Source organism: Nostoc sp. (assembly GCF_036919615.1).
Lineage (GTDB): Bacteria > Cyanobacteriota > Cyanobacteriia > Cyanobacteriales > Nostocaceae > Nostoc.
Genome location: NZ_JBALCN010000041.1, coordinates 44,471 through 57,176, shown reverse-complemented (window position 1 = coordinate 57,176; position 12,706 = coordinate 44,471). Strand labels below are relative to the sequence as shown.

General features: G+C 42.2%; 11 protein-coding genes and 1 pseudogene. 8 read left to right on the top strand and 4 right to left on the bottom strand.

Annotation, left to right across the window (positions count from 1 at the left end; all coding sequences use genetic code 11):
* Nucleotides 1–19 precede the first annotated feature (19 nt).
* From V7K48_RS12905 to argH, 4 genes are all read left to right on the top strand, one after another.
* Nucleotides 20–1,804, top strand: a complete 1,785-nt coding sequence (locus V7K48_RS12905; protein WP_335072972.1) for an ABC transporter substrate-binding protein — start codon at nt 20–22, stop codon at nt 1,802–1,804.
* 77 nt (nt 1,805–1,881) lie between these two features.
* Nucleotides 1,882–2,670, top strand: a complete 789-nt coding sequence (gene larB / locus V7K48_RS12900) for a nickel pincer cofactor biosynthesis protein LarB (protein ID WP_335072970.1) — start codon at nt 1,882–1,884, stop codon at nt 2,668–2,670.
* A gap of 107 nt (nt 2,671–2,777) precedes the next feature.
* Nucleotides 2,778–2,984 carry a hypothetical protein gene (locus V7K48_RS12895; RefSeq protein WP_335072968.1) on the top strand — a complete coding sequence of 69 codons (207 nt, stop codon included), beginning with the start codon at nt 2,778–2,780 and terminating at the stop codon, nt 2,982–2,984.
* Between the two features lie 75 nt (nt 2,985–3,059).
* Nucleotides 3,060–4,448, top strand: coding sequence for an argininosuccinate lyase (gene argH, locus V7K48_RS12890; protein ID WP_335072966.1), 1,389 nt, complete (start codon nt 3,060–3,062; stop codon nt 4,446–4,448).
* Nucleotides 4,449–4,518: 70 nt separating this feature from the next.
* Here the strand turns inward: argH and V7K48_RS12885 are convergent, their stop codons facing one another.
* Nucleotides 4,519–4,683, bottom strand: coding sequence for a hypothetical protein (locus V7K48_RS12885; protein WP_167407613.1), 165 nt, complete (start codon nt 4,681–4,683; stop codon nt 4,519–4,521).
* An 817-nt stretch (nt 4,684–5,500) separates the two neighbouring features.
* Here V7K48_RS12885 and V7K48_RS12880 point away from each other — a divergent pair.
* Both V7K48_RS12880 and V7K48_RS12875 read left to right on the top strand, forming a co-directional pair.
* Nucleotides 5,501–5,995, top strand: a complete 495-nt coding sequence (locus V7K48_RS12880) for an NUDIX hydrolase (RefSeq protein WP_335072964.1) — start codon at nt 5,501–5,503, stop codon at nt 5,993–5,995.
* Between the two features lie 98 nt (nt 5,996–6,093).
* Complete coding sequence (locus tag V7K48_RS12875; protein WP_335072962.1) at nt 6,094–6,936, top strand: alpha/beta fold hydrolase; 843 nt, start codon at nt 6,094–6,096, stop codon at nt 6,934–6,936.
* Here the strand turns inward: V7K48_RS12875 and V7K48_RS12870 are convergent.
* The 3 genes and pseudogenes from V7K48_RS12870 to V7K48_RS12860 form a co-directional block, all read right to left on the bottom strand.
* Nucleotides 6,928–7,391: pseudogene (locus tag V7K48_RS12870) on the bottom strand (type II toxin-antitoxin system VapC family toxin). The gene V7K48_RS12875 and the pseudogene V7K48_RS12870 overlap by 9 nt on opposite strands.
* Nucleotides 7,392–7,399: 8 nt before the next feature.
* On the bottom strand, nt 7,400–7,642 hold the full coding sequence (locus V7K48_RS12865; protein ID WP_335072960.1) for a hypothetical protein: 243 nt from the start codon (nt 7,640–7,642) through the stop codon (nt 7,400–7,402).
* A gap of 133 nt (nt 7,643–7,775) precedes the next feature.
* Nucleotides 7,776–8,732, bottom strand: a complete 957-nt coding sequence (locus tag V7K48_RS12860; protein ID WP_335072958.1) for a pantothenate kinase — start codon at nt 8,730–8,732, stop codon at nt 7,776–7,778.
* Nucleotides 8,733–8,842: 110 nt separating this feature from the next.
* Here V7K48_RS12860 and V7K48_RS12855 point away from each other — a divergent pair, with 110 nt between their 5' ends.
* Both V7K48_RS12855 and V7K48_RS12850 read left to right on the top strand, forming a co-directional pair.
* On the top strand, nt 8,843–10,567 hold the full coding sequence (locus tag V7K48_RS12855) for a diflavin flavoprotein (RefSeq protein ID WP_335072956.1): 1,725 nt from the start codon (nt 8,843–8,845) through the stop codon (nt 10,565–10,567).
* A 167-nt stretch (nt 10,568–10,734) separates the two neighbouring features.
* On the top strand, nt 10,735–12,447 hold the full coding sequence (locus V7K48_RS12850; protein ID WP_335072954.1) for a diflavin flavoprotein: 1,713 nt from the start codon (nt 10,735–10,737) through the stop codon (nt 12,445–12,447).
* Nucleotides 12,448–12,706 lie beyond the last annotated feature (259 nt).

Sequence of the window (12,706 nt, the reverse complement as noted above, 5' to 3'; positions counted from 1 at the left end):
CTATTCGTAGATTGAAATTATGAAATTTTTGAGAACAATATTTCTAGCAATTAAACATTTTTGGTTGCCAATAATTTTGACTTCAGCAATAGCAGTTACAGTTACCGCCTGCAACCCAGCTAATTTTAAAAGCGCAGCTGTTCAAGTATCTCAATTAGTAGATAGTATTCTCAGTGACCCCAAAACCTTTAACTACCCGCTCAGTCAAGAGTCTCCCAATGTTTTTGGTCTAATTTATGAGGGATTAACTACCCAAAACCCCATAACTGGCAAAATAGAGCCAGACTTAGCAGAATCGTGGCAAATTTCTGATGATAAATTGCAGTTTATTTTTACTTTGCGTGAAGGATTGAAATGGTCTGATGGACAGCCACTAACAGTAGATGATGTGGTGTTTACCTATAATAAAATTTACCTGAATGAGGCAATTCCCACAGATGCTAGAGATGTCCTACGAATTGGTGAAAGTCGGGCATTTCCTAAGGTGGAAAAAATCGATAATCAAAGAGTTAAATTTACTAATCCAGAACCGTTTGCGCCGTTCTTGGCAACTATAGGATTACCAATTTTACCTGCCCATAGTTTAGAAAAATCTGTAAATATAAAAGACCAGGAGGGTAAGCCAATATTTCTATCAATGTGGGGTGTTGATACTCCTCCCGATCAAATTGTTGTCAACGGCCCTTATAAGTTAGAGAGCTATGATACAAGTCAACGTGTAATTTTCCGGTGCAACCCTTACTATTGGCGTAAAGGCTCAAAAGGAGAACCCCAACCTTATATTGAACGGATAGTGTGGCCAATTGTGGAATCAACAGATACTTCACTGCTACAATTCCGTTCTGGCAGTTTAGATACTGAAGGAGTTTCACCAGAATACTTTTCTTTGCTGAAGGCGCAAGAAAAGCAGGGTAATTTTAAAATTTACAATGGTGGTCCAGCAACTGGTACAACATTTATTTTGTTTAATTTGAATAAAGGTAAAAGGAATGGAAAACCCCTGGTAAATCCAGTAAAGTCGAGTTGGTTTAACACTGTAGAATTTCGGCAGGCAGTAGCTTATGCTATTGATCGTAAAACAATGATTAACAACACTTTTCGCGGTTTAGGTACTCCACAAGATTCACCAATTTCTGTACAAAGCCCCTATTATCTTTCAGCTAAAGAAGGGCTAAAAGTTTATAATTATAATACGCAAAAAGCGAAAGAACTGCTATTAAAAGCAGGATTCAAATATAACGACGAAAACCAACTAATAGATGCTCAGGGAAACCGCGTCCGCTTCTCGTTGCTTACTAATGCTGGGAACAAGATGCGCGAAGCAATTGGCTCGCAGATTAAACAAGACTTGAGTAAAATCGGGATTCAAGTCGATTTCACTCCACTGGCATGGAATACTTATACAGATAAGCTTTCTAACTCCTTAGACTGGGAAGCTTCGATGCTGGGTTTGACAGGTGGATTAGAACCGAATGATGGGGCTAACGTCTGGTCTCCCGAAGGTGGATTGCATATGTTTAATCAAAAACCCCAAGCAGGACAAAAGCCGATTGAGGGTTGGGAGGTGGCTCCTTGGGAAGCGGAAATTGGTAAGCTTTATATTAAAGGAGCAAGGGAGTTAGACGAAGCGAAGCGAAAAGAAATTTATGCCGAAACCCAACGGATTACTCAGGAAAATTTACCGTTTATTTATCTAGTTAACGCTTTATCACTGTCAGCTGTACGTAATCGTTTTGAAGGGATCAGATTCTCCGCTCTTGGTGGTGCACTCTGGAACATTTATGAAATTAAAGTAATTGATTAGTCATTAGTCATTAGTCATTAGTTGTCCATTAACTGATGGCTAATTACAAATAACGAAGGACAAAGGACAAAAGACTAATGACCGATGAAAAAGCTTTGCGATCGCTCTTAGAAGCGGTTGCCAATGGTAAAGTTACGCCAGATACGGCATTAGACTCACTCAAAGACTTAGCTTATGAATCTGTGGGTGAGTTTGCCAAAATCGACCATCATCGCCAGCTCAGAACTGGTTTCCCAGAAGTGATTTGGGGCCCTGGTAAGACTCCCAATCAAATTGCTCAAATTATGGAGGTGATGCGCCTCCGCAATCCGGTAGTGATGGCAACCCGCATTGAACCAGCAGTTTATACCGCACTGGAATCAAAAGTTAGTGGTTTGCGATATTACCAATCAGCGCGAATTTGTGCGATCGCTCCCCCTACTATCGAACCACAATTCTGGGGGGAGATCGGTATTCTTTCTGCTGGGACTGCTGATTTACCCGTTGCTGAAGAAGCCGCTGTCACCGCTGAACTTTCTGGTTTTCGGGTACAGCGCCTCTGGGATGTTGGTGTTGCTGGGATTCACCGCTTATTAAGTAACCGCCACCTGATTGAGTCAGCATCAGTGTTGATTGTCGTGGCGGGGATGGAAGGCGCTTTACCCAGCGTTGTCGCTGGTTTAGCGAGTTGTCCTGTGATCGCCGTACCCACCAGCATCGGTTATGGCGCAAGTTTTGGCGGTTTAGCACCTTTATTGACAATGCTTAACTCTTGTGCTGCGGGAGTAGGCGTAGTAAATATCGATAATGGTTTTGGTGCAGCAGTGTTGGCGGGGCAAATTTTGCGGACTGCCGAGAAATTGCGGTTGGCATCGCCTGCATCTTGAGTTAAGACATTAAAGTCATACCCAAAGGTTCAGTACCATATCAGTATTTAATGTAAAAAATAAATTGATACTGAAATTTGCCACCCCCAACTTCTTAATCACCAAATATGAGCTACTACAACAATTTGATATCTCAGTTATTTTGGCATTTGCCTGTAAATTTGATGGTGATAGCACCAACAATTACTGACCCAGACGTTATGGGTCAGATTCAAAAATCTTGGAGCCACTTTATACAGACAGGTCAAGTGTGGGCATTGTTGATTGGTTTAGTCATTGGCTATATGATTCGGAATCTAACTAGCTACGGTTAAAGCAATTTTGGATTTTGGATTTTAGATTAATCATTAATCTAAAATCCAAAAATGATGCCCACTCCCCTGATATTTATGACCAAAGAACAAACTTGGAGTCAGCGATTTGAATCAGCGTTGCATCCGGCGATCGCTCGTTTTAATGCCAGTATCGGTTTCGATATTGAATTAATAGAATATGACCTCACTGGTTCTCAAGCTCATGCCAAAATGCTTGCTCATACGGGCATTATCTCCCAAGAAGAAGGAGAGCAACTGGTTGCAGGTTTAGAAAAAATTCGCCAAGAGTACCGCCAGGGGAAATTTCAGCCTGGTATCGATGCTGAAGATGTCCATTTTGCAGTTGAACGACGACTGACAGAAATTGTCGGTGATGTGGGTAAAAAGCTTCATACGGCGCGATCGCGTAATGACCAAGTTGGCACCGATACCAGACTTTACCTCCGCGACCAAATCCAACAAATCAAAAGTGAATTGCGAGAATTTCAAGGTGTTTTACTGGATATAGCCGAAAAGCACGTTGAAACCCTGATTCCTGGCTATACTCACCTACAACGTGCCCAACCCCTGAGTTTAGCTCACCACCTCTTGGCATATTTTCAAATGGCGCAACGCGACTGGGAACGCTTAGGAGATGTTTCTCACCGCGTGAATATCTCCCCTTTGGGATGTGGTGCTTTAGCGGGAACTACTTTCCCGATTGACCGCCACTACACAGCCAAACTCTTGGATTTTGACGATATTTATGCTAACAGCCTCGATGGAGTGAGCGATCGCGATTTTGCGATCGAATTCTTGTGTGCTGCTAGCTTGATTATGGTTCACCTCAGCCGCCTTGCAGAAGAAGTCATTCTTTGGTCATCTGAAGAATTCCGCTTTGTCACCCTCAAAGATAGCTGTGCCACAGGTTCCAGTATCATGCCCCAAAAGAAAAACCCTGATGTACCAGAATTGGTGCGGGGGAAAACGGGACGTGTATTCGGTCATCTCCAGGCGATGTTAGTAATTATGAAAGGGTTACCCCTGGCATATAACAAAGACCTGCAAGAAGATAAAGAAGGTCTATTTGATAGTGTCAACACAATCAAAGCCTCTCTAGAAGCGATGACGATTTTGCTCAGGGAAGGCTTGGAATTTCGTACCCAGCGGTTAGCAGAAGCCGTGACCGAAGATTTTTCCAATGCTACTGATGTTGCAGATTATCTGGCAGCACGGGGCGTCCCTTTTCGGGAAGCTTACAACCTTGTGGGTAAGGTGGTAAAAACTAGTATTGCCGCAGGTAAACTCCTGAAAGATTTGAAATTGGAAGAGTGGCAACAACTACATCCGGCATTTGCAGCAGATATTTATGAGGCTATATCCCCCCGTGAAGTTGTGGCAGCCCGCAACAGTTACGGTGGTACTGGCTTTGTACAGGTAAGAAAAGCCCTCCTAGCCGCCCGCGCTCAAATTGCTGTCGAGTAATAAATTAGGGCGCACATTTGTACGCCCTAAAAACTAAACAAACCAAATAACAAGGATTTAAGCAGATAGCTTATTCAGTGTCAGCTGCTGCTGCGCCTTCTTCTTCCTCACTCTTTGGTGGTCTTTGTTGGAACCTTCTCTGCATTCTTCCTGTCGTAGTCCGTTTACGAAACTTTCTGGCATACGCCTGGTTCCGTAGCGCCTTTTCTTTTTTTGGGTTACGGCGCTTGGCCATGTTCACCTCATTAATAAACAACAAAAAAGTAGCAACTAGGCATCACATAGGCAATATCAGCTACCAATGTTATTGATATACTTGTAGCCTAGTGCAGCATCAATACGCATTAAACAATGTACTAGCCTACCGCATTCCGCCTTGTTATGTCAATAAAAATTTAGAATTATCCCCACCAGCTAGACGAAAAATATCCTTTCTTAGATAGGACTTACGAAGAAGAGATCCCCCAACCAGTTTAAAAAGTTGGCTTTTTAAGATCCCCCCAATTTATCGGGGGGTTAGGGAGGAGCGCACGCTATGCAAATGAGGTTTCAGGTTTTCAATGCCTAAGTCCTGTTAGATTCAAATCCGTCAAGAATAGATGTAAATTAGCTAACTAGTTGCTGTTCAGGGAATAAACCAATCACTATTATCAAGAATTAGGTAGCAGTCTCAAATCCCATTTAATTGCCTCTTCTAAATTCTGTTAGCGCAGCAGGGCGTAGCCCATTCTGGCTTCTGACTTCTTAATTCAGATTATTTTTTTGAATGTGTGCTGAAAAACTATTAGTGATAGCTGGTTTAGGCAAGGCTAATGTTAGTTATAAACTGAAAAGTTTTTTGATTCAACAAATATTATGTATATATGAATACAGTGCTTCTCTGGAAACTTGATGTTAGAATTAATAATATTCTACGTAAATCGTCAGAATAAAATCTCAAACCACAAACATGCTTGTATAAAACAAAACTCAATAAAATTTTATTAGTTGAGTCTACGTAAGTGGTAGAGAAATATAGAATACAATACAAAAATTTTAAAGATTGAAGAAGATTGAACGTTATTGGTTTTTTTCCGGCAGCTGTCCAGTCCACACGTAGCTTATGGCGTATTGGACAAACAGTATTGGGTATTATATTTCGTCATCCCATTACTGGCACTAGTATCATCCCAATTTTACCAGATGGTCAGATAGTACTAATCCGGCGACGTGACAATGGTCTTTGGGGATTGCCTGGAGGGATAGTAGATTGGGGAGAAGATATTCCCAACACAGTCCGCCGGGAATTGATGGAGGAAACCGGGCTAGAATTGGTGAAAATTAATCGTTTGGTAGGAGTTTACTCTGCACCAGACCGCGATCCCAGAATCCATTCAATTTGTATTGTGGTTGAAGCCGAGGTGCATGGGACAATGGAGATTCAAGATACTTTAGAAGTCATGGAAATCCAAGCTTTCTGCCCCAATTTTCTGCCTTCAGGACAGATGTCTCACGACCATACTCGGCAGTTGCAAGACTACTTGAAGGGCTTGACAACATTGGCATAATAATGTTTTGTCATTAGTCATTTATTTTTTGTTAGATGCTAATGACTAATGACAAATGACTATTTATTATGGTGCTAAAAGTTAACTACTAAATTAAAATGGATACACTATTCCGTAACTCCCGGAGAAAGCTCTCTCAAGGGCTAATATTCTGGCGTGAAGTCGGTGAAAAAACTCCTATAATTTTTCTACATGGTAGTTGGAATGAGAGCAGTCAATGGTTATATGTGATGGAGTCCCTTGCACAAGATTTTCATTGCTTTGCACCTGATTTATTAGGGTTTGGTGAATCAGAGAATCCGAATATCCACCATTCGATAGATTTACAAGTGGAGTGCATAGCTGAGTTTTTACAAGCTGTCAAGCTAGAAAAAGTATATTTAGTGGGGCATTCTCTTGGGGGTTGGATTGCTGCTAGCTATGCTTTAAAGTATCCAGAGAAAGTTGATGGTATGGTATTGCTAGCACCAGAGGGTGTAGAGATAGCAGGACAAGAACAGCATTGCCAAAAGATGCGGCGATTATTGAATTATCCACCACTAGTAGCTAATTTGTTGCGATCGCTAACTCCCTTCACTAAAATCTTAGGTTGGCATGAAAAAATTGCCCAGAACTTGCAGCTGCGTCAGGCGCTATTGCCGTATCCTATAGGTTGTCAGTTACTTTTCAAACGGCGACAAGCAGAAATTGAGGCAGAATTAGTCCAAAAGCAGCTTTACATGATAGATGTCCCAGTTTTTATTTTACAAGGTGGTCAAGATACACCAGATGCTTTAGCTAAAAGTCGGATTTATGCTCAACTAATGCCGAAAGTCGAGTTAAAAATGATTCCTCATGCCGGAAACGATTTACCAGAATCTTGTGCTGGGGTTGTGGCGATCGAGATTCGGGAGTTTATTAAAGCTATCTTAAAAAGCCATAATTTAAACGAATTAAACTAGCTCATTAAAAGTTTGCTGCCAATCTAATATATATATTCCTTCGCTCTCAAAGCGTGATATGTGTTTCAAGTTTGTTGTCACAACTATCACCTGATCAAAACTCTTCAATTGGAGAATTGCTTGAGCAGCAAGAATTACATCACCATCCAAGCTATCATTGCTTGCTGTAGGCTTCCCTTGGTTTCGTACCCATGCCCATAGTTCGGCTGCTTTTCGCATTGTTTCAGGAGTCAGTGGTATGAGACAAATTTGACTAAGTTTGTTGAGACGATCTATACTTTTTTGTTTTCCTTGTCTCAATAGTTCACGCCGAAGCTCATAATCGGCTATTTCTGGCACACGTATAACAGTTTCAATTTTTTGTAAAGATTTCAACCACTGTTGGACTTTTGGGTTTATTTTTGGATGCTTACTTGACTCAAAGGATGAGTGTCTAGCAATACGGCTCTACTCATCTGAGTTTTTACACTGACATCCGATTCTGATTCAAGCCTGTCTCAATCTGTGGGTATGTTTGTTCATCATATCCCGATTCATCAGCCATCCATTCGTCAACCAGTTCTATTACCTTTTCTAAGGTATCATCGCCTTTTACTTCTGATTCAGAAAATTGGACAACTTGATATTCATCTAAGTTAATGTGTTCTAAGTTTCCTGAGATAATAGCGGATCTGATTTGACCTCTTATACTCGACCCTGGAATCATAGGGGGGAATACAGTAGCGACATCAATGTCTCTCGTTTCACTAAAAACAGATATGGTTCTTTGATAGCTTCCAACACTCAAAATATTGGACAACGGAGAAGATTTCCCCTCAATCAACGCATCGATTCTTGCCCTAACTTTGAGAAGATCCACTTAAAGAAAGGGCAGCGAGTTGTTGCATAATTACATCAAGCGGTGAGGTTTTGGGCATAGCTTCACTATGGGTAAACTTCTCTCTTAATTTTATTGCATCTGTGCCATCACCCATTACTATTTCCCGCATTCCCCAAAATATCAAATTTGGTTCCACAATCAAATGTGCTGCAATTTCAGGACACAAGGCTTGTAGATAATTTAATAATAAAGTGCGATCGCCCCCTTTAATTGCAATCTTCCCATGAGGAAATAATTGCCACCACGCTTCAATAAAATCTTTGATTCCAGCTATTAAAGTGTAAATAACTCCACTTTGAATTGCTTCTGTAGTATTAAGTGCAAAACGAGGTGGTAGAGAGGCAAAATCTTGCATTTCTACTAATGGTAATTGTCCTGTTTGTTGACCGAGAGCCGCAAATTGCAAACCTATTCCTGGCAGAATTGCACCTCCAATCAGACACTGATTATCATCCGCAGCCGTAAAAGTCAGCGCTGTCCCAGCATCAATCACCAACATTGGAAAACCCCACGTTTTTCCCGCACCCCACAAAGCTAAAGCGCGGTCAATTCCTAATGTGGGATACATACCTTTGAGCGGTACTTGGTCTAAGGTAATAACCCGAATGTTGGGGTAAATTTGCCAAATAGCAGTTTGGCTGGGAACTACGGAGGCTATGAAAAGAGGGGGGAGGGAATTGTCTCTGTGTCCTTCTTGTTCATTAGTTCTCTGGTGGAGTGGAAAAATTTTCTCTAGTAAATCATCCAGGGTTTGACATTCAGCCAACTGCTGTATAACAGACTCAGGTATATGGTCGGTATCCCAAGCTGAGGAAAGTGTCTCGCCTAGAAATAATGCCCAATGCAGCCGAGAATTTCCAATTTCCAAAGCTAACCAAACATTCTCTGTTTGTTCTAGGTGCTTATACGGTTTCACTGTTTTAACTTTTTTAGGTCAGTCAGAGGTTTTTTAATAAAAATTAACATTCAAGCCGTGTAACAATAAAACCAGAGGAATAAATACTCAATTTGTCAAGGAGGGGAGTTATGGTAGCGCTCACCGAAAAAACTGAAAAACGGCTCACCATAGAGACTGTGGAAATCGCTCAAGAGACGACGGCTATTCGCTCTTTGGATTGGGATCGCGATCGCTTCGATATTGAGTTTGGTCTGCAAAACGGTACTACTTATAACTCGTTTCTTATCCGTGGGGAGCAGACTGCCTTAGTTGATACCTCCCACGAAAAGTTTCGTCAACTATATTTTGATACGCTTACCGGAGTAATCAAGCTAACAGAGATTGATTACTTGATTATCAGCCATACCGAGCCAGACCACAGCGGTTTAGTGAAAGATTTGCTGCAAATGGCTCCAGAAATTACCGTTGTCGGCTCTAAGGTGGCGATTCAGTTTCTTGAGGATTTGGTACATCAGCCATTCAAACGGCGGATTGTGAAAAATGGCGATCACTTAGATTTGGGCAATGGTCATGAATTTGAATTCGTGATTGCTCCAAATTTACACTGGCCAGATACCATTTTCAGCTTTGACCACAAAACCAAAATTCTCTATACCTGCGATGCCTTTGGGTTGCACTATTGCTCAGATAGTACCTTTGATGAAGACTTGGCGGCGATCGAAGAAGATTTTCATTACTACTACGATTGCTTGATGGGGCCGAATGCGCGGTCAGTTCTGTCTGCCCTAAAGCGGATGGCGGAATTGAAAACTATCGGCATGATTGCCACAGGACACGGGCCATTATTATCTCACAATGTTGAGGAACTAGTTGGACGTTACCGCACTTGGAGCCAAACACAAACCAAGGCAGAAACAACAATTGGGATATTTTACGTTTCCGAATACGGATATAGCGATCGCCTTGCTCAAGCAATTGCCAATGGTATCGGTAAAACTGATGTCGCCGTGGAAATTGTCGATTTGGGATCTGAAGTCGATTTACAAGAACTGCGGGAACTAGTTAGCCGCTGTGCTGGGCTAATCGTTGGTCTATCTCCGGCTTCTGGTGCTGCTAGCATCCAAGCTGCACTCAGTACAGTTTTAGGATCTGCCAAAGAAAAGCAAGCTATCGGCGTGTTTGAAACTGGCGGTGGCGATGATGAACCGATAGATCCTTTGGTGAGTAAATTCCGGAATTTAGGTTTGACAACAGTTTTTCCAGCGATTCGGATTAAACAAACGCCCACAGAAAATACCTACAAACTGTGTGAAGAAGCGGGTACAGACTTAGGGCAATGGGTAACACGTGATCGCAGTATCAAAGCCATGAAATCTCTGGGTGCTGATTTAGATAAAGCACTAGGTAGACTCAGCGGCGGATTGTATATTATTACTGCCAAAAAAGGCGATGTTTCCAGTGCCATGTTAGCCTCGTGGGTTAGTCAAGCTAGCTTCAAACCTTTGGGATTTTCCATTGCAGTCGCCAAAGATCGGGCAATTGAATCACTCATGCAAGTAGGCGATCGCTTTGTTCTTAACATCTTAGAAGAAGGCAATTTCCAACCACTAATGAAGCACTTTTTGAAACGATTCACCCCAGGTGCAGATCGCTTTGAAGGTGTGAGAACCCAGCCAGCCGAAAATGGTGCCCCCATCCTCAACGACGCCCTCGCCTACATGGAGTGCGAAGTCGTCAGTAGAATGGATTGCGGCGACCATTGGGCAGTATACAGCACCGTCTACGCTGGACGAGTTTCTAAACCAGATGCTTTGACTGCTGTGCATCACCGGAAAGTCGGAAACCACTATTAATTTTGGATTTTGGATTTTGGATTTTAGATTAATAATCCAAAATCCATAAACATTCAATCAAGCATTTGTGTAGCATGGCCCTCTCTACTTAATATCTAGAATTTGGATATTTAATTAACAATCCAAAATCTAAAATCTAAAATCTAAAATCTAAAATTGTTTCAGCTATGTCAGGAAATAAACCCCGTGATGTTCAAGTTTATCCAATAGCTACAGATACAAGAATACTGCGATCGCGCAGTTGGTCAAGGCTCAGGTTTGAAATTGAATATGCTCTTGCTAAAGGTACAACTGCTAATTCTTATTTAATAGAAAGCGAGAAAACTGCCATCATTGACCCTCCAGGGGAAACGTTTACGCAAATTTATTTAGAAGCGTTGCAGCAGCGTTTCCATGTCGAAGAGTTAGATTATGTAATTTTGGGACATGTCAACCCTAACCGCGCTGCAACTTTAAAAGCTTTGTTGGAAATTGCCCCGCAAATCACTTTTGTTTGTTCTAATCCGGGGGCGAAAAATTTACGTGGGGCGCTGGAAAATCCAGATTTGCAAATTCTTGTGATGCGGGGAGAAGAAACTCTAGATTTGGGCAATGGGCATAATTTACAATTTATTCCTACCCCCAATCCCCGCTATGCAGATCAACTTTGCACCTACGATCCGCAAACAGAAATTCTCTACACAGATAAGTTATTTGGGGCGCATGTTTGCGGAGATCAGGTATTTGATGAAGGCTGGGAAGTATATAACGAAGATCGGCGCTATTATTTTGATTGCCTGATGGCTCCCCATGCCCGTCAAGTTGAGACAGCGCTAGATAAACTTGCCGATTTTCCCGTGCGAATGTATGCCACTGGACACGGGCCTTTGGTGCGCTATGGCTTAATCGACCTCACCAAAGCTTATCGGGAATGGAGTCAACAGCAAACATCTGCTGACTTGACAATAGCGTTGATTTATGCATCAGCTTACGGGAATACAGCCACATTAGCCCAAGCGATCGCTCGTGGGATCACAAAAGCTGGTGTTGCCGTAGAATCGATTAACTGCGAATTTACTGAACCAGAAGAAATCCGGGCTGCTGTGGAAAAAGCTGGTGGTTTCATCATCGGTTCTCCTACCCTCGGCGGTCATGCACCCACACCCGTGCAAACAGCTTTAGGAATTGTGCTATCCACCGCTACTAACAATAAACTCGCTGGTGTTTTTGGTTCCTTTGGCTGGAGCGGGGAAGCGGTTGATTTAATCGAAGGTAAATTGAAAGATGCTGGCTATCGGTTTGGTTTTGATACGATCCGCGTAAAATTTAAACCTAATGATGCCACCTTACAATTGTGTGAAGAAGCTGGAACCGACTTTGCTCAAGCCCTGAAGAAAGCTAGAAAAGTGCGATCGCCAAGGCAACCTGCAACAAGTGTAGAACAAGCAGTTGGTCGGATTGTCGGTTCTCTTTGTGTTCTCACAGCAAAAGAAGGCGATCGTTCCAGTGCCATGTTAGCCTCTTGGGTGGCTCAAGCTAGCTTTAGTCCCCCTGGTTTAACCATAGCTGTAGCTAAAGAACGTGCAGTAGAAACACTGACGCATACAGGAAATAAATTTGTCCTCAATATTCTCAAAGAAGGGAATCATTTGGGGTTGATGAAGCACTTCCTTAAACCCTTTGGCCCAGGACAAGACCGATTCGCTGATGTCGCTGCCAAAGAAACTGAAAGCGGTTCTCCCATACTTACTGATGCCCTAGCATATCTCGAATGTTCTGTACAAAACCGGATGGAATCTGGCGATCATTGGTTGGTTTATGCGACTGTCGAGAGTGGCAAAGTGCTGAATCAAGATGGCGTTACAGCCGTGCATCATCGCAAGTCGGCAACTCATTATTAATCAATCATTGTCAATTTCCCACCTCAGCCGATTTTTGCTAGTACAATTGTTCCCCTCCTCGCTTGCGGGGAGGGGTTAGGGGTGGGTGCTTTGATTTTGGGCATACTTGCTAGGGATCAGATTATGTCTGATAGCGGATCTTGTTGAATGTATGAAATAAAAATATACCTATTGGATGTAGTATATCTTATAAAAAAATTATGAAACTTATAAAAATCCATGTAATTAAGTTACCTTCAAAATTTTGACTCGTATTCCC